At 39.9% G+C, this 22,006-nt stretch carries 18 protein-coding genes; 7 read left to right on the forward strand and 11 right to left on the reverse strand.

What is annotated here, in order from left to right; translation table 11 throughout:
• Positions 1–34 precede the first annotated feature (34 nt).
• Positions 35–1,384, forward strand: coding sequence for a magnesium transporter (mgtE, locus tag ABIB30_RS00475; protein ID WP_354298779.1), 1,350 nt, complete (start codon positions 35–37; stop codon positions 1,382–1,384).
• Positions 1,385–1,430: 46 nt separating this feature from the next.
• Here the strand turns inward: mgtE and ABIB30_RS00480 are convergent, their stop codons facing one another.
• The 6 genes from ABIB30_RS00480 to ABIB30_RS00505 form a co-directional block, all read right to left on the reverse strand.
• Positions 1,431–2,438: a hypothetical protein gene (locus ABIB30_RS00480; RefSeq protein WP_354298780.1), complete on the reverse strand. Its 1,008-nt coding sequence runs from the start codon at positions 2,436–2,438 to the stop codon at positions 1,431–1,433.
• A gap of 17 nt (positions 2,439–2,455) precedes the next feature.
• Positions 2,456–2,878, reverse strand: coding sequence for a hypothetical protein (locus ABIB30_RS00485; RefSeq protein WP_354298781.1), 423 nt, complete (start codon positions 2,876–2,878; stop codon positions 2,456–2,458).
• Positions 2,879–2,950: 72 nt separating this feature from the next.
• Positions 2,951–3,361, reverse strand: a complete 411-nt coding sequence (locus tag ABIB30_RS00490) for an organic hydroperoxide resistance protein (RefSeq protein ID WP_068398459.1) — start codon at positions 3,359–3,361, stop codon at positions 2,951–2,953.
• 45 nt (positions 3,362–3,406) lie between these two features.
• Positions 3,407–5,569 carry an FUSC family protein gene (locus tag ABIB30_RS00495; protein WP_354298782.1) on the reverse strand — a complete coding sequence of 721 codons (2,163 nt, stop codon included), beginning with the start codon at positions 5,567–5,569 and terminating at the stop codon, positions 3,407–3,409.
• 66 nt (positions 5,570–5,635) lie between these two features.
• On the reverse strand, positions 5,636–6,850 hold the full coding sequence (locus ABIB30_RS00500; RefSeq protein ID WP_354298783.1) for a TCR/Tet family MFS transporter: 1,215 nt from the start codon (positions 6,848–6,850) through the stop codon (positions 5,636–5,638).
• A gap of 35 nt (positions 6,851–6,885) precedes the next feature.
• Positions 6,886–7,614: a ThuA domain-containing protein gene (locus ABIB30_RS00505; protein ID WP_354298784.1), complete on the reverse strand. Its 729-nt coding sequence runs from the start codon at positions 7,612–7,614 to the stop codon at positions 6,886–6,888.
• A 92-nt stretch (positions 7,615–7,706) separates the two neighbouring features.
• Between ABIB30_RS00505 and ABIB30_RS27260 the strand changes: the two genes are divergently transcribed.
• Complete coding sequence (locus tag ABIB30_RS27260) at positions 7,707–7,796, forward strand: hypothetical protein (protein ID WP_502931079.1); 90 nt, start codon at positions 7,707–7,709, stop codon at positions 7,794–7,796.
• Positions 7,797–8,003: 207 nt separating this feature from the next.
• Here ABIB30_RS27260 and ABIB30_RS00515 read toward each other — a convergent pair whose 3' ends face one another.
• The 5 genes from ABIB30_RS00515 to eat are packed head-to-tail and all read right to left on the reverse strand — an operon-like array spanning position 8,004 to position 13,911.
• Complete coding sequence (locus ABIB30_RS00515) at positions 8,004–9,371, reverse strand: aldehyde dehydrogenase family protein (protein WP_354298786.1); 1,368 nt, start codon at positions 9,369–9,371, stop codon at positions 8,004–8,006.
• Between the two features lie 4 nt (positions 9,372–9,375).
• Entirely contained in the window at positions 9,376–10,080 is a 705-nt protein-coding gene (locus tag ABIB30_RS00520) for a gamma-glutamyl-gamma-aminobutyrate hydrolase family protein (protein WP_354298787.1), read from the reverse strand.
• Positions 10,080–11,228: an iron-containing alcohol dehydrogenase gene (locus ABIB30_RS00525; RefSeq protein ID WP_354298788.1), complete on the reverse strand. Its 1,149-nt coding sequence runs from the start codon at positions 11,226–11,228 to the stop codon at positions 10,080–10,082. Before ABIB30_RS00525 ends, ABIB30_RS00520 begins: the two co-directional genes overlap by 1 nt.
• 11 nt (positions 11,229–11,239) lie before the next feature.
• Entirely contained in the window at positions 11,240–12,598 is a 1,359-nt protein-coding gene (locus ABIB30_RS00530; protein ID WP_354298789.1) for a glutamine synthetase family protein, read from the reverse strand.
• Positions 12,595–13,911, reverse strand: a complete 1,317-nt coding sequence (eat, locus tag ABIB30_RS00535) for an ethanolamine permease (protein ID WP_354298790.1) — start codon at positions 13,909–13,911, stop codon at positions 12,595–12,597. Before eat ends, ABIB30_RS00530 begins: the two co-directional genes overlap by 4 nt.
• 604 nt (positions 13,912–14,515) lie before the next feature.
• Here eat and ABIB30_RS00540 point away from each other — a divergent pair.
• The 5 genes from ABIB30_RS00540 to ABIB30_RS00560 all read left to right on the forward strand — a co-directional run bounded on the left by ABIB30_RS00540 (position 14,516) and on the right by ABIB30_RS00560 (position 21,811).
• Positions 14,516–15,745, forward strand: a complete 1,230-nt coding sequence (locus ABIB30_RS00540; protein ID WP_354298791.1) for an aspartate aminotransferase family protein — start codon at positions 14,516–14,518, stop codon at positions 15,743–15,745.
• 1 nt (position 15,746) lies between these two features.
• The gene (locus ABIB30_RS00545) at positions 15,747–16,769 is read left to right on the forward strand and encodes a zinc-dependent alcohol dehydrogenase (protein WP_354298792.1); all 1,023 of its coding nucleotides are present in this window, start codon (positions 15,747–15,749) and stop codon (positions 16,767–16,769) included.
• Between the two features lie 11 nt (positions 16,770–16,780).
• Complete coding sequence (locus ABIB30_RS00550) at positions 16,781–17,446, forward strand: HAD family hydrolase (RefSeq protein ID WP_354298793.1); 666 nt, start codon at positions 16,781–16,783, stop codon at positions 17,444–17,446.
• Positions 17,447–17,516: 70 nt separating this feature from the next.
• Entirely contained in the window at positions 17,517–18,662 is a 1,146-nt protein-coding gene (locus ABIB30_RS00555) for an MFS transporter (RefSeq protein ID WP_354298794.1), read from the forward strand.
• Positions 18,663–18,922: 260 nt separating this feature from the next.
• Positions 18,923–21,811 carry a TonB-dependent receptor domain-containing protein gene (locus ABIB30_RS00560; protein ID WP_354298795.1) on the forward strand — a complete coding sequence of 963 codons (2,889 nt, stop codon included), beginning with the start codon at positions 18,923–18,925 and terminating at the stop codon, positions 21,809–21,811.
• The last annotated feature ends 195 nt before the right edge of the window (positions 21,812–22,006 follow it).

Below are 22,006 nucleotides of genomic sequence, written 5' to 3' on the forward strand. Positions count from 1 at the left end.
CATAAAAGAGAAAATATAATTACCTTAGCGTGGCATGCAATCCTATGAACTAGACAAATCTGATGTAACCAGAATAAAATCCGCCCTGAATGGCAGCGATAATCAATTAGCTGTAATTCTGGATGAATACCATGCGTCCGAAATTGCCATCTTATTTGAAAGTCTGACACAAGAGGACAGACAGCGTATTATCAACCTTCTTCCCGTTGAAACTGCATCAGAGATTTTTGCAGAAATGCACGAGGAAGCGCACCCTGAAGAGTTACTTTTCCAGCTCCATCCTGATAAACGTACCGAGATTGTAGAAGAACTCGATTATGACGATGCGACAGATATTATCTCGCAACTCGAAGAACATGAGCAAAAAGAGATTCTGGAAGATCTGAGCGAGGATGATGCCTCTCATATCAGGAACCTGCTGAGTTACGACGAGGATACGGCAGGAGGGCTGATGAATACGGAGTTTATCCGGATTCAGCTTCATCTGAAGAAAAAAGATGCCATTGACGAAATCATCAGACAGAGCGAAGAAATTGAAGAATTCTATACCATTTTTGTGGTAGACGAGCACAACGTATTCCAGGGAATTGTCTCCTTAAAAGATATTATCAAAGCCAAAGGAAATGTAGAAATCACTTCATTAGTTAAAGCTGATGTGGCCTGGGTAAGTCCGGATACCGATCAGGAAGAAGTAGCAAGGCTGATCTCCCAATATAATATTACCAGTATTCCTGTTCTGGACAACCAGATGAAACTATTGGGAAGAGTAACTTTCGATGACGTTATTGACGTTTTGGAAGATGAGAATACAGAAGACATCCTGAAAATATCCGGAGTATCAGAAGATGAAGAATTAAGTGGGAACTGGGTAGAAGCTGTAAAATCAAGATTACCCTGGTTAATTATTAATTTAGGGACTGCTTTCCTTGCCTCGGCAGTGGTCAGGCATTTCGAACCAACTATTGCTAAAATCGCAGTGCTGTCTGCCTACATGACAATTATTGCCGGAATGGGAGGCAATGCAGCCACTCAGGCATTGGCGGTAACCGTAAGAAGGATTTCTTTATATGACCTGACTGATAATCAAGCTTACCGGACTGTCTTGAAAGAATTTACCGTTGGTCTGATCAATGGCGCGGTAACCGGATTAATCGTTTTCATCTTTGCCCTTGTATTTGATGCAAACCCACTATTAGGGCTTGTTATTTTTCTGGCGATGACAGGAAACCTGGTTATTGCAGGGGTAACAGGAGCGGGGATACCCTTGATGCTGAAAAGAGTAGGTATCGATCCTGCAATCGCTTCTTCAATTATTATTACCACATTTACCGACGTATTTGGATTCTTACTTTTACTCGGTATGGCCAGTAAATTATTGCTTTAAAGCAAAGCAACTTTTAACTGAGTAAGCTGCTTTGCTTTAAAGTAGCTTACTCAGTTAAAGTAGACGCAGATTCCTCATAAATACCCAAGATTGTATTCGCCTCGTCTATAAAGCGTTCGATCTTTTTAGTATTCCTGAAATTAATCAGAATCAGTTGCCTGGTTTTTCCCTGTGCAGGAAGATCAAGAACCGCTTTTACTTCTGTCCCGGTATAGATAAAATTCATAGACTTACGAACAATTAAGAACTGGATAAAATCATCAAATGAATAGATTTTCCGGATAGCACCGCCAAGAGTCGAATAGATAATCTGGCGGTTATGTTTATCAAAACTTACAGAAGTGAAAAATGCATTCACGAAGACCACACCCAATACTACAGGAAGATAAGTAACCATCCATCTTTTATAACTTTCCCTGTCATTCATAAAATCCGGATGAGCCAGGATAAAGAAAGTCAATGCAATTAATAAAATCCCCAGAATAAGGCCACCTGTTTTATTGAAAAGTATCTTATAAATACCATTTTCTTCCTTAAAAAACTGGAAATCAAAGACAGGCGATTTAACATGCAGCGGACGGTTTGAAAATACGAGTTCGTTAATCCTGGGTAAAACTTCTTCCTCATAAGCGATCAGATTTTTGTTCGTTAATTTAGAATAACCACAAGAGATAAGAATTCCTTTTCCATGTCTGTTTTCCTTGGAGAATACTTTATAACTTATAGCACCCATGGTATCATAAGGAGTGATGGTTGCAATCTGATCAAAAGGAATAGTATTGATTGTTATTCCAAAGAACTTCGTATATAACTGCCTGCTATTGCCGTCAAAAACAGCTTTACGCTCCCCAGAGCCATATAAGAAAATAGCCAGCAATAAAATCAGCCCCTCAAATATAAGCAACGTAGAAACGCTGGTTAACGTTTTAGTGAGGTAAAGCGCAATATTAAGCGTCGTAAATGCGATCAGGTAAATTATACTGATCCTGCGCGCCATTCTGGCCGGGTAAATAGTTAAAGTATCAGCTTCGTCAATCCAGTAGGTTTTCGCCATTTTGTTTATATTCTAATTTAGATGCAGGACTTACAAATGTAAGTAACCTGGTAATATTTTTTACCGTCTTCATAACGGGTAGTTCCACTGGGGATTATTTTTTCTCCGCGTAGAAAGGTCTTTTGATCAAAGTTGACCAGTTTTTGATACTTTATTTTTGTTGGCACTAAATAACTGATAGTTTCTGCAGCCATTGCCGGAGTGTAATGGATAAACAAATACTCCTGCGCAGTTTTATTATGGTACAAATAAAGAAAGCCACCTGCTTTTTTCGGCCCTCCATATACCTTTTTGAAACCATTTTTCGTTAAAATCTGCGGATGTGAAACAGCAGCATCTTTCCAAAATGAGAATACACCAGTATCCTGAAATGTTTGTGCCACACTATGCGTGGTCAGCAGTGAAAACGATAACGCAATAAGTAATAAATATCTTTTCATTCCATGATTTAATTTAACTCATAAAAAAGCCGCTGCCTTTAATAAAGCAGCGGCTCTATATTTATTTAAGCGCTATATAGCGGTAACTCTTGTTTCAATATTACCCCTTGTAGCTTTTGAATAAGGACAAGCCTTATGCGCTTTGTCAGCCAGTTTCTGAGTTTCCTCATGGCTAAGCCCCGGAATATGAACATCCAGTTCTGCAGACAATACATAAGCATTTCCATCCTGATTAAACGAAACCTGTACATTCACAGTAGCTTCACCCACTTCTACACCTTCATTTTTAGCCACTGCATGTAATGCACCCAGATAACATGGGCCCCATGCCGCAGCGAATAATTGTTCAGGATTTGTTGCTCCTCCCTGACCACCCATTTCTTTAGGTGTTCTTACTTCAAATTCTATTGTTCCATCACTTGATTTTATATGGCCGTCACGGCCTCCTTTAGCTAGTACTGCAGCTGTATATAACTTTTCCATGTTTTCTTGTTTATGCTATTACAACAAAAATTCATCCCTTAAGTTTTATATTTTAATCCTTTCAGTTAATTTAAAAATATCATAAGCTACCTTCTGGATCATCTCATACTGCTCAATAACCATCATTTCATTAGGGTCAGTTACCTTACTTTCATCCTGTATACTTTTGATTAAGGGCACGTTACTTAGCTCCCCGTCATTTTTAATCAGGTACTCTGCAGAAAGATTCAACAGGTAAAGCGTGTTGTTTACCGTCGGCTTTAATTCCTCAGGATGAGACAACGTAAAAGCATGTTCTTTAAAATAAAGCGAAAGTGTAGCTGTATATGAAGACAGCAAATGATTCAGCGCTGTAAACTGATGCATCTCGGGCATTAACCGCTGTTTACTCTTAGGCTCAGAAAACATCTTTTGAAAAATAGAAGATAGATTCGCAGACGTTACATAAACCTCCTTACGTGACAGTCTGTAGTTGGTCAGGTTGTGTTCTGTCTCTGTATATAAAAGCGTGACCTCATGGAAATAGGCCATATTTGCTCTTAAAGTACTCAGCATCGCCTCTTTTAAATTCTTATTCTCCCAGTTAGGGAATAAAGTATAACTACCTAATAAAGCGATTGCTGAACCAATTAAAGTGTCAAAAATTCTTTCCCTGGCTACAGACAAACTACCCATCCCTAAAAAGTCGAACAAGACCAGTATATAAGGTGTCATAAACAACACACTCACAATATAGTTCTTACGTTGAAAACTATAGGTCCCGATCATGCAAAATAGCAGGATAAAAAACAGCGTATGTTTATCATGAATATAAACCAGGATCCCCATCCCGATAAGCGCCCCCACAACAGTTCCGATTAAACGTTCGTAATTGCGCTGCTTGGTTAAACTAAAAGCCGGTTTGGAAATAACCAGTACAGTCAGCAAAATCCAGTAACTATGGGAAGAATCCAGCATTTTGGCAACCAGGTAACCAATCAGCATCGCAATTGATACACGCATTGCATGTCTGAAAGTAGAGGAGCTAAAAGTAAGGTTATCAAAAAACAGTTTGGCATCAAATTTCTGTCTCGTAATAAAACGTTCTGTATCTACCGCACTACTATTCTTTAAATTCTTCTTTTCTTTCTTATTGAAGTATCCATTTATAGTTTTAACCCTTGCAGCTATATTTTCAATATTTACTTCTATATTTTTCAGCGCAATGAGCCCCAATGTATTATACTTGCTATCTGCATTGTCTTTCTCAAGCACGTTAATCTCGTCTTTCAAGCGTTTAACATCCTCTGTTAAAACCGCAGGTGGGCGGGGAGTGCCACCGGTTTTAAGTGCGAATGCAATTTCATCAAGCTCCCAGGCAATCCGGTTGATAATCCGTTCGTAGCGGGAAAGTATCCCGGCCTTATCAAATTGATCGTGAAGCTGTTTATAATTGTAATAAGTTGACATGACTTGCTCATACAGATCCACCATATCTACAAAAACCAATAGTAAGAAACGGCCTTCTGGTGTCGATTCTCTTACAATCTCACGGGTCTTGAACAGCACCTCTCTAACCGCATCCTGCTTTTCATGAACAGCCACCTGAAGTTGGATCAGCTCCGCATAATTATCATCATAATTTGTGCTTTCATGATAAAACTTCGCTTTCGCCCTTAAAAACTCACTCACCTCATGAATAGAATCGCTTAGGGTTTGCTGCACCAGCCGATAAGGTCTGAGCCTGTAAAAGAAATAACTTAAAACCGTATACCACAAACTACCAGAGAAAACCAGCGCAGAATAGATCAGCACATCTTTCCATGGTCTTACATCGTCGATACTCAAGACCATGATCAGTAAAGATGCCGTACCCACTAAAGCAGCCCTTGTTCCATAAAGGAAAAACATGGAGAACAGAAAACTACAAGCCACCAGCAGCACTGCAATAAAATACTGGTTCTTATTCGTTAAACCAACAATCACTGATAACACAGTAATCAGTACCGTAGTCACCAGCATTGCATTTCTGCGATGAACAATTGGCCCCGGTGTGTCAACCACGCTTACACACAGCGCACCCAAAGATAAAGTCATCCCATATTTAAGCAGACCAAACTGAGCCAAAATCAAAGAGGGCAGAAGCACCCCGAAGGTGATCCGCAGCCCGTCTGCGAAATAGGTGCTCAGTAAAAAATCATGTATACTTCTGATGGGACGGTTAAACATTTCTGGAGGTTAATATTTGAATTGAGCAATAATCTGACCGAAACAACCTGATTTAGTAAATGGAAATCAGGAATGATGCTTTTTAAGTGCCGCAGAGCAAATAAACAGGCCGATAAGTGTTAGAAAAGCAGCCATTAAAAATGGTGCGCCAGGAAAATAAATTGCATGTTTTGGATCGGTGAAATAGTAAAAAAGATTGTTCATAATTAACGGGCCGAAGATTGCCGCAACACTCATCAGACTAGCCGTAAACCCCTGTATCTCACCTTGTGCATTTGCCTCGACATTATTGGAAATGATCCCCTGCATCGCCGGGCCATAGATACCCGCCAGTCCGTAAGGCAGCATGAAAGCGAACATCATCCAGCCTTTTGTCGCAAAGGCAAAAAGGACAAATCCGATCATATATAAAAACAACCCATAAAAAACAGCCTTTTCCTGTCCGATCTTAGGAATAATTATCCGGATCAGTCCTCCCTGTACTATGCCAACTACAATTCCGACAAACCCTAAAGAATATCCCACCCAAGTCTCATTCCAATGAAACTTTTCCATCGTATAATAAGTCCAGGTAGATTGAACAGCATGTGCTGCCAGGTATAAAAGAAATAACGCAGCCAAAAGACCTATTAATTTAGGAAATTGTACGACCCGTAATAAAGACCCGACAGGATTTGCTCTTTTCCAGTCAAAACTTCGTCTGTTTTCTTTGGCTAATGATTCTGGTAAAATGAAATAACCATAAAGCCAGTTAACTAATGCCAGTACAGCTGAGATAATAAAGGGGATCCTAAGTCCAAATTGACTGAATATACCACCAATAACGGGCCCTACAATAAAACCAATACCAAAGGCAGCCCCAATCATTCCGAAGTTTTGTGCTCTTTTTTCTGGCGTACTCACATCAGCAATATAGGCCATGGCTGTAGTGAAGCTCGCTCCGGTAACTCCGGCCAATGCTCTGCCCACAAACAACCAGCCGATAGTGGGTGCAAAAGCCAGGAAAATATAATCAATTCCCAGGCCGAATAAAGAAGCTAAAAGTATAGGTCTGCGGCCAAATTTATCACTTAATCCACCTAAAACAGGAGCGCTGATAAACTGCATAACAGAATATGAAATAGTCAGATAACCGCCGTAAAGTGCAGCAACGCTTAGTCCGCCACCAGTAAGTTCTTCTATTAATTTTGGTAAAACAGGGATGATAATTCCAAATCCCGTAAAGTCAATCAGTAAAGTGATAAAAATAAATCCAATTGCAGATTTTTTTGGAGAGGCCATATGATAAATTAAACTGTAAAATTAGATTAATTTCTTTAATTGCTGCCAATTGCATATTGAATACCGCCTAACAAATGTTTCAGGTAATTCTGATCCGCATAAGACTCCTCAGTATGACCTAATTCCGTATACCATGATCTTCCTCCATCATAATCATGGTACCATGCCATTGGATGTATATCTCCATTGATGCCACCTGTATAAGACTTTTCATCAATCGTAATTAACACCTTAATATCTTTGTTTACCTCTTTAAAATTGTACCATTCATCTTTCCTGGTCCAGACTGCCGGCAAATGTTTGGTAGAAATGTGTGAACGGTCTGTAACATGCAATACAGCTTGCTGCTGCGCAGGATGACTCACAAAATAAGCACCGACCAATTTACCATACCAAGGCCATCCATATTCCGTATCCGTAGCCGCATGCACTCCCGCAAAGCCACCGCCAGCTTGTATATATTTTTCGAAACTTGTTTGCTGCACATCGTTCAATACATCACCTGTGGTCTGGAAGAAAACTACTGCAGCATATTTTTTAAGGGAATCCGGATTGAAATAACTGGCATTCTCTGTGGTATCTACATCAAAACTATTTTCCTTACCCAATTTCATAATCGCGGTTTTTCCAGTAGCAATAGCGCTATGTCTGAATCCTGCTGTTTTAGAAAATACGAGAATCCGCGGTTTAGCAGCTTGTCCATAAGCGGTAACGACTAAAAACGGCAATAAAATGAAGCTCATTAAAAGGGTTAGATTTTTCATAATTGAAAGATACTTATAAATGGTAATATCTTAAGAAATGTTTTTGCTTTAACGGTTTAAATACTCCATATATCCAATCCAGACAATTTATCATTGGATTTTCATGCTATGAAGAAAACCGTTATCCAGGCAATTATTGGGACGATGTGTTATCCACGAAACGGCAAAGGTCGTGCTTATGATTACGCCAGATGGGAGCCAGTTACTGGTGAAAAAGGAGGCGTTCTTTCTTATGCGATAGACAGGGATGCTCCATTAACGTCTTCACCTGATAACAATATTGTGAAGCCAGATTTTAAAGTGATCAAAGATCTGGTTAAATTCATGGATCCGTAAAAACCATAAAAGGCTGTATTATTGTATACAGCCTTTTTAATATAAAGTAATTATTAACCTTTGCGAAGGTGCCACGACTTGGTTTTCGTAAATGCCCTGAGACCCTGATGAGACAAGGTAGCGCCAATTCCTGAATGTTTTCTTCCACTCCATGGAAGCCCTGCACTTACCCGGTCACAGCAGTTCCAGTAACCAGTTCCAGTATCAATCTGAGAAAGAATTTCCTTAGCCCGATCTATGCTATCTGTATAAACGGACGCCGTTAAGCCGTATGCAGAGTCTTTCATCAATCTTAGCGCCTCTGCGTCATCCTTTACCTTCATGATGCCTATAATCGGCCCAAAACTCTCTTCCTGCATAACTTTCATCTCATTAGACACACAGGTTAAAACAGTAGGTTCAAAATTATACCCTTTGCCAACAGTTCTTTTTCCACCATTTAACAAGACTGCACCTTTAGCTAAAGCATCTTCAATCTGTCCTTCCAATACCTCACGCTGTTCCTTACGTGTTAGCGCACCAATATAAATACCTTCTTCAGTTGGCAGACCTATCTTCCATGATTTGACCTCTTTAACAAAATAAGAAATATAACTATCATACACTTTCTCATGTACATATATCCTTTCCACAGCGCAGCAGCTCTGCCCATTGTTATAAAATGCGCCATCCGCTGTTCCGGCAGCCACGGCTTCAATATCCTTCACGTCATCAGCCACGTACAAAGGGTCTTTACCACCTAATTCGAGCTGACAAGGAACCATTCTGGCTGCTACCCGTTGGTAAATATGCTGACCTGTGCGATAGGAACCCGTAAAATAATAACCATCAAAATCCATATCAAGCAAAAGCTCGCCGGTTTCCCTGGCGCCTAAAGCTACTTGAAAAACGCCATCTGGTACGCCTGCCTTTTTAAGCAGCTTTTCAATCTCCAATCCAGTCAGTGATGCATATTCAGAAGGTTTATAAAGCACAGCATTTCCGGCCAGCAATGCAGGTATAAAAACGTTGACACCAACCAGATAGGGGTAGTTCCAGGCAGAGATATTACAGATTACCCCAAGCGGATCGTAAGAGATGACTTCCTTTAGGTCAGGAGAATTAATGATCTGTTCATCAGAAAGATATTCAGTAGCATGAGTATACATCCACTGAATTCTGGACCTGGCGCCATTAAGCTCATTGCGGGATTGCTGCAAAGGTTTTCCAACTTCTGAAGTCAGCACTCCGGCAAGTCTTTCTTTCTCAACTTCCAGTAAATCATAGAATTGCTGAATCACATTGATCCGTTCAGCTAAGCCAGCTTTAGCCCATTCCCGCTGTGCATTTTTCAATATTTCCAGTTTTGCACGCAACGAATACTCGGTATCTTCCTGGAGTGTTGCAATTATCTCTTCTGTAGCAGGATTTATTACGTTCATTTTTTCATTTTTTTACCTCGTCAATAAACTGCTCTTTAAGTTTTTGAGAAAGTGGATTTACTTCCTTTTCTTTCATTCTTTCTGGATGCCACTGCACCGCGAGCATAAAGGATTTGTTTGTTTTGTCTTTAAATTCCAGGCCTTCGATCAATTGATCCGGGCTGTCAGCATAAGAATTTGCTATTAAATTATTGCTTAATATATATTCAGTAACGCCTTGATGATGTGCACTGTTAACAATTCCATTTTTTGCTCCAATTATAGCGTATAACATAGAGTTATGACCTATATTGACTTGATGGGTCTTATCTTCGGCCACTTTTTTATGAATCAGATTTGCTGATCCGATGTCTTCCAGAACTTTCCCGCCTTCCAGAATATTGATATACTGCATTCCTCTGCAAATCCCCAAAACAGGTATTTTGAAAGCCTGCGAGTATTCATAAATCAGCTTCTCAAATTCATCTCTTTGCGGCAGGAAAAAGTCAGGTTGTCCGGGATAATCCGGAGCTCCACCATAATAACAAGGTGCTACATCAATCCCTCCGGTTAACAGAAAACCTGCACATAATTCAATATCCTTTACATTGTTTTTTTCGAAAGATAATTCAATCAGCTCCAGGTCATCCCCCAGATCAGCAGCCGTAAACCAATTCCAGTAATTTTGAAAATTAGTCTCTGTATAACTTATTCCAATCTTCTTTTTCATTAAAGCGCCTTTAAATACAACTGCTTAAAATCTTCCCGGCTTACCGGTTTTGGATTATTAGGGTGTGCAAAATCGGCCAGTGCCAGATCGGCGAGTGTTTCAATATGCTCAGGCTTTACCCCAATTTCGCTTAACCGCTGAGGAATATGCACCTTTGAATTCAGTTCTGTTAAATAGCGCACTACCGCTGCACCCGTTTCTTCTTTCAACTCCAGGGTTCTCGCAATACGCCTGAAACGGTCTTCAAAACCAACGATATTAAACTCCATACCATAAGGCAGGTTAACCGCATTTGCTAACCCATGATGCGTGTCGAGCAAAGAAGAAAGCGGATGCGCCAGAGAATGGACTACACCTAAACCTTTTTGAAAAGCAATCGCACCCATCATAGAAGCCATCAGCATTTTACTTCTGCTTTCTAAATCCGGATGATTGGTAGCTCTTTCAATCGAATCTTTGATCAGATATATGCCTTCCAGCGCAATCCCATCACATAAAGGATGTGGATTCTTGGCTAAAAAGGCTTCCAGGTTATGTGTAAGCGCATCCATGCCTGTTGCCGCTGTAATAAACGGAGGCAAATCCATAGTCAATACCGGATCAGCAAAAACGACCTTCGCCATCAGCTTGGGAGAGAACAGAATCTTCTTCTGATGGGTCACATCATCTGCAATAATTGCACTCCGCCCAACCTCACTTCCGGTACCGGCAGTAGTTGGAACAGCAATAAAATGAGGTACGTCATTCGTTACATAAACATCACCACCAATTAAATCATCGTATTTGAACAGGTCTTCCCGGTGATTCACCCTTAAAACAATAGAGCGGGCCACATCTAAAGCTGCACCTCCGCCAATTCCAATAATACTATCCCGTGAGGTATCGTCCCAAACCTCAGTTCCTTTATAAACATCACTCTTTACAGGATTCTTATGAATTTCACTAAACACCTCAACAGCGAGCTGATTAGCCTGTAAATCACTCACAATAGCCTTAAAAAAAGGTAAGTTGGCAATAGTTGGATCTGTCACAATCATTGGGCGCTTTAACCCATTTTGCTGTAAATAGGCAGGTAATTCTTTAATTGCACCTGCACCAAAGCGAATGATCGTAGGAAAGTTATACTGATAAACTTTATCAAATGTCATAGCTGTAATTGTTAAATAATTTCAAAGTATCTTTTGAGCTCCCAGTCGGTCACTACTTTTGCATATTGTTTCCATTCCCATTCTCTGGTTAAAGTAAAATGCTCCACAAAATCAGCTCCGAATAACTCTTTCGCAACTACCGAATGCTTCATTAACTGTGTGGCTTCATGAAGATTACGCGGCAGAACTCCATAGGAGAGTTCCTCGTAACCATTGCCTTGAGTAGCTGGCTGTGTTAATTTCAGCTGATGTTTAATGCCATATAATCCGGCAGCCAGACAAGCCGATAGCGCCAGGTAAGGATTCGTATCTGATCCAACAACCCTTGTTTCCAGTCTTGTAGCTTTTTTGCTTCCCGGTAAAGCCCTTAACGCAACTGTTCTGTTATCAATCCCCCAGGTTAGCGTAGTTGGAGCCCAGGCGCCCTCCACAAGTCTTTTATAACTATTCACGGTAGGCGCAATCATTGGGAGCAGGTGTGGCAGACAATAAAGCTGTCCAGCGATATAACTTTTCATTAACTCACTCATTTTATCAGGATCAGTTTCCTCATAAAACAAGTTTTTCTTTGAATCCTTATCCCATAAGCTTTGATGCACATGACCACTGCACCCGGGCAGATTTTCACTGAACTTGGCCATAAAAGTGGCCATAATTCCATGTCGGTAAGCAATCTCTTTCACTGCCGTTTTAAACAGCACGGCCTGATCTGCTGCCTGCAAAATTGGTGCGTACCTGATCGCTGCCTCGTAAACTCCGGGGCCGGTTTCTGTATGTAAACCTTCAATCGGAATCCCAAATTTACATAGCAAATCAAACAAGTCAGTCATGTAATCATTTTTCAGAGAACTTCGCAAAATAGAATAGCCAAACATACCAGGAGTTAAAGGTGTAAGCTGATGGAAACCTTTCTGAGCTGCACTTTCAGGTGTTTCGGAAAAATTGAACCACTCAAATTCTTGCGAGAAATAAGGACGAAAACCCTGTTGTTCAGTTTCAGCAAGTACTTTACGCAGCAATTGCCGCGGACAGGTATAAGCAGGCACATCACTTTCATTGACAAAGTCTCCGAGAATAAATGGCACTTCATCTTCCCATGGAATTTTACGGAACGTGCTTAAATCAAGTTTGACCAATGCATCAGGATAGCCCGTATGCCAGCCCGTAAACTTTATATTATCATAAGCCACATCGCCCATATCCCAGCCAAAGGTGACATCACAGAACCCAATCCGGCCCTCCACAATGGAGGCAAATTTTTCAGCAGCAATATACTTGCCTCTTAAAACGCCGTCTATATCAGCAACAGCTACTTTTACTTTTCCTGAAGGATGTTGTTTTACATACGCTAATATTTCTTGAACTGTCATGATGCAGAGGATTTAAACGTTCGGTATAACAAAAAGGTAATAGCCAATATGGAAAAATAAATCAGCCCTAACTTGAAATTAAAGAGCAGCATCGCCACGATGGAGATCACTGCAATAACCAGAGAGATTATCGGAAACAAAGGGTAAAAAGGCACACGAAAAGGACGATCCAGATCAGGCTCATTCTTTCTTAAAAGCAGGATGGAAATCATTGCTATACTATATAAAGTCAAAGCACCAAAAACAGAAATCACGATGATCTCTGAGGTTTTGCCCGATAACAGTGCGAAAATTCCGATCACCATATTTCCAAATAAAGCATTTGCAGGAGTCTGAAAACGCGGAGAGATCCTGCCTAAAAAAGAAGGGATATTATGTACGCGGCCCATTTCATAAGTAGAGCGTCCGGCAGCAAGGATTAATCCGTGAAATGAAGCCACAAGACCAAATAAGCCTACTGTAATTAATAAATGATACATCAGGTGGTTGCTTCCTGTTATTTTAGCCAGTGCCAGTGGAAGAGGGGAATCTGATGTTTCACCACTTACCCCATTTTTATAGACAATTGCTTCCCATCCAGCAATGCCTGTAGCTGCAATAAACACCAGCACACATAGTACGACCAAAGTAAGTATTGCCCACCCAAAGCCCTTACTAATATCTCTTTGAGGATTTCTGGTTTCTTCTGCTACATTGGCCAGCCCCTCAATTCCAAGAAAGAACCAAATTGCAAAAGGAATGGCTGCAAAAACGCCACCCCAGCCATTGGGGAAAGAATTGTGTGTCAAATTAGCTACTTCCAGTTTTGGCAACGCCAAACCCGAAAACAATAACAATTCACCAACTGCTAATACTGTCACAATCACTTCGAACGAAGCAGCCGCCTTGATCCCATATATATTTAGCCCTGTAAATATAAAGTAGATCACAATTGCACTTGTTAAAATAGGAACCTGAGGAAAAAAGGCATTAAAATAAGCACCAATAGCGAAAGCAATAGCAGGAGGGGCAAGTATAAACTCGACGATTTGCGCTATCCCGGCAATAAAGCCGATATTTTTACCCATTGCTCTGCTGGCATAATCAAATACGCCACCAGCTTTGGGTATTGCACAAGCAAGCTCTGTATAACTGAAGGTAAAAGTAACATACATAATTGCTACTCCAATAGTGGCAATAGCCATTCCGCCTGTGCCACCTTTTTCAAGACCTAAATTCCAGCCGAAATACATGCCTGAAATTACATAACCGACACCAAGCCCCCAAAGCATAAATGGAGTTAGTGTTTTTCTTAAACCCTTATTGTCTGTCATTTACGCCTCAATTACTCGATTACTAAATATAGGATAATTATTTAAAAATGTAGCTGATGATCAAGTTTTCATGGGGTTTCTTTAAAGGAAAACTAAATATTGAATTTTTTTATAAAAGCCCGGCTGTAAGTCTGTTGAGCAGGCTGAAAAAGACCAAAAGAAGAGTTGTTTTTTAGCTGATAAGAGTCGGTCAACTGAATTTTCTTAGCCAGGATATTTCAAAAAAAACATAAAGTGTTAAAAATACACAATAATGCTTATCGAAAAACTGCTTCTCTTATCTGCAAACGCATATAATACGACTTTTAAGCATTGTTTTATCGTATTAGCAAGATTTTCGTTCACCACGTGAATAGGTATGTTTCGTCAAATAAATTATGATCTTAAATTATAATTACGAAAGTTTATGCACTAATTATTTAAAAGAGTTGAACTAATATAAAACCAGAACACAGTTATGTAATATTATTTTCATGGTCGAGATTGTTAAATGCTTTATTTTTTCTTATAAGGATTAAAGTTATCCTAATGTTAAATTAATGATTTCATAAATCCTGTAAAAACACCATAATCGCAACTTAAAAAAACCAAATACAATCAAACAATGGCAGACAACATTAAATTCATTAAGGGTGAAGGTATTCGCCTTTACACCCCAGAAAACGAAGAGTACATTGATGCTGTTTCCGGGACTTTTAATCTCTCTCTGGGATATAGTCATCCGGAATTAGTAGATGCCTTAAAAAAACAAGTAGAAGACTTGATCCACGTATCTTCCTCTTTTACAGGTGAATTGGCACAAGAAGTACTTGACAGCATTCTTGATGAAGCTCCTGAGCACATTACTGATGGCTGGATGCGTGACATCATCGGCTCTACTGCAAATGAGGGAGCAGTAAAAATTGCGAATAAATTCAATGGTAAGAGCGAGGTATTGAGCGTATCTCTTTCACACCATGGGCAAACACTTTTTACCACTAATATCTCCGGAAATGCTTTCAGGAGAAAATCTTTTGCCAACACGATAACAACCAATAATGCTGTGATCCCGGCTCCATATTGTTACCGCTGTCCTTTTTCAGCTAAAGGGCCGGATTGCGGATATCTTTGTGCAGAAGCGATTCATGATTATGCACAGTACGGAAGCTCTGGAGGTGTGTCGTGCATGATCATAGAGCCAATTTTAGGAAATGGCGGAAATATCATCCCACCAGATGGCTATTTCAAAAAAGTAAGAGAAATATGCGATGAACTGGACATCAGTCTGATTGCCGACGAGGTACAAACAGGGATTGGAAGAACTGGTCATATGTTTGCCAGCGAACATTATGATATTAAACCTGATATTATTACGCTCGCTAAAGGTTTAGGCGGTATCGGTATCCCGGCAGCAGCCATCCTTTATAAAAAAGAATACGCCGTATTGGAAAAATTTGAACATTCTTATACTTCGGGAGGGAACTTACTTTCGCTGACTGCTTCACAAAAAACAATGGAAGTAGTTTCCAGACCAGGTTTCCTGGAGAATGTCCAGGTATCAGGAAAAATATTAGGTGATTTCTTATACAAATTAAAAGAAAACTATCCTGTAATTGGCGATGTACGCGGTATCGGCTACATGTGGGGACTTGAAATCGTAGATAAAGATGGCGCACCAGACGTTGATCTTGCTAATAAAATCGTTGATGTAGCACTTTCAGACCACAAAATGATCCTTAGAGGATCACGTTACGGATTTGGAAATGTGGTTAAAGTCCGCCCTGCATTAACCGCGACACAAGATGATATTGAAGAAATTTATTTCCGCTTAAACAAAATATTCAGTCAACTATAAAATGAAAGCAATCGTATATAATGGAGCCTGGGATATCCAGCTCAAAGAAAGAGAAGAACCTGTAATCACAGCTGCAGATGAAGTCATTGTCGAAATTAAAGCCACTGGTATTTGCGGAACAGACCTGAGCATAATTTCTGGTGAATACAATGCAAGCCCAAGGGTAATTATCGGTCATGAATCTGCAGGAATTATTGTAGCCAAAGGTGATGGTGTAGAAACCTGCAGTGTAGGCCAGCGTGTCATTATTGATCCGACTTTTTATTGTGGCTATTGTGAAAACTGCCGTAAAGGACTTCGCAATCACTGCTTACTGAAATCAAGTACAGAAGCGGGCGTTTCTATAGATGGTACTTTTACTAAATACTTTAAAACTACCAAACAGTTTATTTATCCCTTGAACGATAACATTCCTTTTGAGCAGGGGGCGATGTCTGAGCCGCTTAGTTGTGTGCTCACTGCGGTAAAAAAACTGGCAGTAACCCCATATATGCGCACCGCAATTCTGGGTGGCGGTCCAATTGGTCTGCTCTTTTATATGGCATTAACCCAGCATGGCATACAAGAAGGCGTAGTTTACGAAGCGTCCCGTGACCGGATTAAACTCATTGAAGAAAACAATGTCCTGTCCCGTAACTGGAAAATAGAACCTTCATTTGTTCCACAGAAGAACCAGTATGACCTGATTATTGATACCACAGGTTCACTATTGGAAAAATCAATGCAATCGATAGCAGACGGCGGTAAAATCTGTATGATGGGCCTGCGCAATAACCAGCAAACTATTAATGCAAGAGAGATTGCTGACCGTAGTATTTCAATTATCGGATCTATTGATTCCATGGACACTTTCAGGCATGCGGTAGACCTGATTAATAAAGGCAATCTGGGCTTGGAAAAAATCATTACCAATGAGTATGGCCTGGATGATTTTGAATCCGCGATCAAAGATCTGGGTTGTGACGTCGGCACAAAAGTAAGAAGCAATAATATTTCAAGTCTTAAATCTGTAATCAGAATTTAAAAAAACTAACCATGAGATACATCATATTTGATATAGATGGAACATTGACAGATACTACTCAGGTAGATGATCATTGTTTTACACAAGCCTTAGAAGAAACTTTCGGTTTCCGTGGCTTTGAAACAGATTACGGACACTATGAGAACACAACGGATTCTGGTATTATCCATCAGCTTTTTATAGAAAACCATCAGCGTACCTATACAGAAGCAGAGAGAGAACTATTCATCAAGAATTTCTTAGTTTTACTCAAAGACGCGCACACAGAACGTAATGACTGTATGAAAGAAATACCTAAAGCAGGCAAAATACTTCAGGCATTATGCGCACAGGAAGGGGTCAGTGTTGGCCTTGCTACTGGTGGCTGGAAAGAATCAGCTTTATTTAAATTGAATTGTGCGGACATTGCTATTACCGCTTGTGCAGCCGCCTCATTTGCACAAGACGCAAGAGCGAGACGTGACATTATAGGTAGTACTATTCAGAAAATGAACAGTCTGCATGGGATAGATATGCCGCTGTCAGAAATTATCTACGTAGGCGATGGCAAATGGGATTACCAGGCTACACAACAATTAGGTATCCAATTTATTGGAATTGATAACAAAAAGTTAGAAGATCTTGCAGATATTGTAAAGATTGCAGATTACGACGAATTACAACTGCACCTGGTATAAATACACAACTTAAAACCAAACAGGACATTGGGTTTTTATCCGATGTCCTGTTTTAAAACATAAATAATCTATGCCTTTATCTATTGATAAAAAACGTTCTCATCGTATTGCAACCAGTATATTCTTTTTTATCGCCGGGCTTACTTATTCCAGCTGGGCATGCCGTATCCATGACATTAAATCTTTCTATACTTTAAGTGATGGAGAACTGGGAAGTGTATTATTTGCTTTGCCAGTTGGTCTGATGATTAGTTTACCAATTTCCGGGTGGATGGTCACCAAATTTACAAGCCGCAAAGTATTGATTGCGGCAGGTCTATTATTTCCTTTTGTCTTATGTATTATCGGATTGACTTCCCATATCTGGCAACTAGTTATTGTGCTGTTTCTATTCGGGTTTTTAAATAATGTTTTTGAAATCGCCATGAACACGCAGGCAGTAGGCATAGAAGAGTTGTATAAGAGGTCAATTATGGCTTCTTTTCATGGATTATGGAGTTTAGCTGGCTTCACAGGCGTTGCTATTGGCACCTTGGCTATTGCATTAAAATGGCCATTCTGGATGCACTTTGTACTTGTTGGTGTACTTTGCTGGATACTGGTATTTTATTCCTGGCGTTATCTGTTACCAGAAGATGGTGCTTCAGAATCACAACCCTTATTTGCGAAACCTGACAGCAATATTTTGAAACTGGGCCTGATTGCTTTTGCAAGTCTGATTACAGAAGGTACAATGTTCGATTGGAGTGGTGTATATTTTAAAACAGTAGTTACCGTTCCCGAAGCGCTAACTACGATGGGATCTATCGCATTTATGGCTACAATGGCAGGTGGCCGTTTTGCAGCAGATAAGTTTGTAACCAGGTTTGGGATCAGCAAAATCCTGCAATTCAGCGGAATCATCAGCACAACCGGACTTTTACTGGCTGTGATGTTTCCAAATATCTACACCGCTACTTTAGGTTTTTTAATGGTAGGGATCGGTGTATCATCCGTAGTGCCCCTTGTATTGGCACTAGCTGGAAAATCAAAGACTATGGCGCCGGGAATGGCAATTGCAGCAGTCTCTACAGTTGGCTTTTTAGGCTTTCTGATCGGCCCGCCGATGATTGGCTTTATTGCACAGGCAACCAATTTACGCTGGTCGTTCTTATTAATTGCAATCCTTGGATTTGGAACAACGCTGCTGGCTTCTCAGATTAAAAAGATGATTTAAATGACGATATTCAAGCTGCTGTAAATCAGACGATAAACGTATGAAAAATGCCATTTTAAGGGCTTAAATCAAATCTTCAATGAATTCATACTGAATATGAAATAAAGAGGGCTAAGGCCCTTATTTTAGCCCCTGAATTTAACACTTACGGTATTAAATTACTTGTTTTACTTACCCAAATAATCGGGACTTAAACGTTATATATTTTCATTTAATTACGTTAAATTTAAGTAAGTCTAAACCAAATAATAAATTAACGTATGATGAGAAGATTTACAAAACCAGTATTCTTGCTTTTAATGCTCTGTATCACAGCTCTCTGTGTTCAGGCACAAAGCGTCGTTATTAGCGGATCAGTTATGGATAAGCTGAGCAAAGAACCTGTCCCTGGCGCAGGAATTACCATCAAAGGAAAAACAATCGGTACTACCACAAATCAGAGCGGGAAGTATGCATTCAGTACGACCGAAAAAGCACCCTTTACCATTGTTATTTCTTTTTTGGGTTATATATCCATTGAAAAATTAATCAGTGGAAATACTGCCAACTTTAATGTAGAACTGGAACAAGAAGGTATCCTTGGGCAGGAAGTTGTGATTTCAGCTTCCAGAACTCCAGAAAGGATATTGGAATCTCCAGTATCTATAGAAAGGATGGGACACAGTACCATCAAAGAACAAGCTGCTCCATCTTTTTATGATGCCTTGAATAATATGAAAGGTGTTGAAGTGAGTACACAAAGTTTAACTTTCAAATCTATCAACACCAGGGGCTTCAATTCGAATGGAAATACCAAGTTCAATCAATTTGTCGATGGAATGGATAACCAGGCCCCAGGTCTTAATTTTGCGGTAGGTAATATCGTGGGTATTAATGATCTGGATGTAGATAATGTGGAATTGTTGCCGGGTGCATCATCGGCACTTTATGGTGCAGGTGGAATTAACGGAACAATGCTGATGACTTCCAAAAGCCCTTTTGATTATCAGGGGCCTAGTTTTCAGTTTAAAACAGGCATTAACCATGTTAACGATAACAATACAGGTGTACAGCCTTACAATCAACTGGATGTCCGCCTTGCGAAAGCCTGGAACAATAAATTCGCCGTTAAGGGGACTTTCTCGTTTCTTCAGGCACAAGACTGGCAGGCAGATAATTTCTCCAATTTTGACCGTGCTGCAAGAACCGGAAAAGATGGCAACAGAAGTTCAGACCCTAATTATGACGGGATTAATGTATATGGTGATGAAGTTAGTCAAAACATGCGAAATGTGGCGCAGTCAGTTTTGAATGCCGGGACTTCTGGTTTTGTTCAGGGTGCGCTTGGTTTAACAGCGCCTCCAACTGCTGCACAGATTGATGCGTTCAAGTCAAATCCTGCAGGATTAAGTGCATTAAATGGTTTTTTAAGAACCAATGCGACCATGAGGCCTTTTTATGCAGGTCTGAATACACCAGGTTTATTACCTGATCAGAATGTGTCCCGCACGGGTTATGAAGAAAGTTCACTAGTGGATTATAAAACACAATCACTTAAAATTTCCGGCTCAGCAAATTATCGTTTCAGTAAGACTGTAGAAGCTATTGCGCAAGTTTACTGGGGCAGTGGTACTTCTGTTTATACAGGTTCGGATCGTTATTCTTTGCGAAATTTCAGTATCGGCCAGTATAAACTGGAGTTAAAAGGCCAGGACTTTTTTGTAAGAGGTTATACTACACAAGAACGTTCAGGTGATTCTTATATCGCTTCGATTCTGGGTAGTTATATTAATGAAACTTCTAAAAAATCTACAGATTGGTTTCCTCAGTACGTAGGGAATTATATTGGCGCAAAGTCTCAGGGAGCTACAGATGCCGCTGCTTATGCGGCAGCAAGAGCAGCAGCAGACCAGGGCAGGTTTGTTCCGGGGTCCCGTGAGTTTGGACTAGCCAAGGAGCAAATCCTGAATACGACCATCGCAGGTACAGATTTTAAAAAGGGAATTTACGGAGCGAAATTTAATGATAAGACTAATTTATACCATTACGAGGGAATGTATAATTTCAGCAACTTATTTAATAACGTTGTTGAATTTCAATTAGGTGCTTCTTATCGTTTGTATCAGTTAAGATCGAACGGAACTATCTTTAATGACCTGGTTGATGAGATTAATATTAAAGAATATGGGAGCTTTGCCCAATTAGGTAAGAAGTTTTTTGAGGATAAACTGAAGTTGACAGTTTCTGGCCGCTATGATAAAAGTACCAACTTTGATGGCCGTTTTACGCCAAGGGTCACGGGAGTTTATACCGTAGCTAAGAATAATAACATCCGGGTTTCTTACCAGACTGGCTATCGTAATCCGACTACACAGAACCAATATATAGATTTATCAGTGGGTGGAGGATCACAAAGGTTAATCGGTGGAATCCCTGAAATTTTAAATAAATATAGCTTATTTACAAATCAGGCTTATACAGATGTCAGTTATAGAGCTTTTTTAGCAGCAGCATCAGCTGGAAATCCTGATCCGGCCTTGTTAAAAAACTATAGTTTTGATGCGAAAGGGGTGAGGCCCGAAAGTGTTCAGGCTTTTGAAGTAGGTTATAGAGGTTTGCTTGGCCCTAAATTCCTGATCGATGCCTATGCGTATTACAATATCTATAAGAATTTTATTACTGCAGTAGATGTTTATCAGAGAAATACTGATGGGTCTGGTTTCACTAAATTCGGTGTTCCCGTGAATGCAGCTGGAAAAGTGACTTCTTATGGCGCAGCACTGGGAATTGATTATTTACTCGCTAACTATAATTTGAGTGGTAATATATCTTATAACAACATCGGTGATATTCCTGATAATTATATCAATGATTTTAACACGCCAAAAATCAGGTATAATCTGGGGATAGCAAAAAGAGAATTGATCAAAAACGTTGGTTTTAATGTAAATTATCGCTGGCAAGGAAAATTCTACTGGAATTCTTCTTTTGCCTCTGGCGATGTGCCCGCATTTGCTTCCCTTGATGCACAGGTTAACCTGAAAATCCCTTCGGTAAACTCTATGATCAAAATAGGTGGTTCCAATGTGCTGAATAAGTATAATTTCACTTCTTACGGAAATCCTGCAGTTGGCGCGATTTATTACGTGGCTTATGCATTTAATCCATAATCAAAGCTTATTATATCGCCTGAAATGAATATTTCAGGCGATATAAACTATTGCTACCCAAACCCTGAGGGAATTGGTGAATGAGCAAGGTTAATCCCTTTTGTTTTTCGATCGTCCGGAGGGTCTATATAATATGTCCAAACAATCGTATTTATTACAAAAGAGCTTCTACTAATTCGTTTTTAATAAATAATT

The organism is Pedobacter sp. UYP1 (assembly GCF_040547305.1).
Taxonomy (GTDB): domain Bacteria; phylum Bacteroidota; class Bacteroidia; order Sphingobacteriales; family Sphingobacteriaceae; genus Pedobacter.

Bases quoted from the DNA above. Each gene is read 5' to 3' on its own strand.
- mgtE (WP_354298779.1), top strand. From the start codon at position 35: ATGCAATCCTATGAACTAGACAAATCTGATGTAACCAGAATAAAATCC.
- ABIB30_RS00480 (WP_354298780.1), bottom strand. From the start codon at position 2,438: ATGGCGAAAACCTACTGGATTGACGAAGCTGATACTTTAACTATTTAC.
- ABIB30_RS00485 (WP_354298781.1), bottom strand. From the start codon at position 2,878: ATGAAAAGATATTTATTACTTATTGCGTTATCGTTTTCACTGCTGACC.
- ABIB30_RS00490 (WP_068398459.1), bottom strand. From the start codon at position 3,361: ATGGAAAAGTTATATACAGCTGCAGTACTAGCTAAAGGAGGCCGTGAC.
- ABIB30_RS00495 (WP_354298782.1), bottom strand. From the start codon at position 5,569: ATGTTTAACCGTCCCATCAGAAGTATACATGATTTTTTACTGAGCACC.
- ABIB30_RS00500 (WP_354298783.1), bottom strand. From the start codon at position 6,850: ATGGCCTCTCCAAAAAAATCTGCAATTGGATTTATTTTTATCACTTTA.
- ABIB30_RS00505 (WP_354298784.1), bottom strand. From the start codon at position 7,614: ATGAAAAATCTAACCCTTTTAATGAGCTTCATTTTATTGCCGTTTTTA.
- ABIB30_RS00515 (WP_354298786.1), bottom strand. From the start codon at position 9,371: ATGAACGTAATAAATCCTGCTACAGAAGAGATAATTGCAACACTCCAG.
- ABIB30_RS00520 (WP_354298787.1), bottom strand. From the start codon at position 10,080: ATGAAAAAGAAGATTGGAATAAGTTATACAGAGACTAATTTTCAAAAT.
- ABIB30_RS00525 (WP_354298788.1), bottom strand. From the start codon at position 11,228: ATGACATTTGATAAAGTTTATCAGTATAACTTTCCTACGATCATTCGC.
- ABIB30_RS00530 (WP_354298789.1), bottom strand. From the start codon at position 12,598: ATGACAGTTCAAGAAATATTAGCGTATGTAAAACAACATCCTTCAGGA.
- eat (WP_354298790.1), bottom strand. From the start codon at position 13,911: ATGACAGACAATAAGGGTTTAAGAAAAACACTAACTCCATTTATGCTT.
- ABIB30_RS00540 (WP_354298791.1), top strand. From the start codon at position 14,516: ATGGCAGACAACATTAAATTCATTAAGGGTGAAGGTATTCGCCTTTAC.
- ABIB30_RS00545 (WP_354298792.1), top strand. From the start codon at position 15,747: ATGAAAGCAATCGTATATAATGGAGCCTGGGATATCCAGCTCAAAGAA.
- ABIB30_RS00550 (WP_354298793.1), top strand. From the start codon at position 16,781: ATGAGATACATCATATTTGATATAGATGGAACATTGACAGATACTACT.
- ABIB30_RS00555 (WP_354298794.1), top strand. From the start codon at position 17,517: ATGCCTTTATCTATTGATAAAAAACGTTCTCATCGTATTGCAACCAGT.
- ABIB30_RS00560 (WP_354298795.1), top strand. From the start codon at position 18,923: ATGATGAGAAGATTTACAAAACCAGTATTCTTGCTTTTAATGCTCTGT.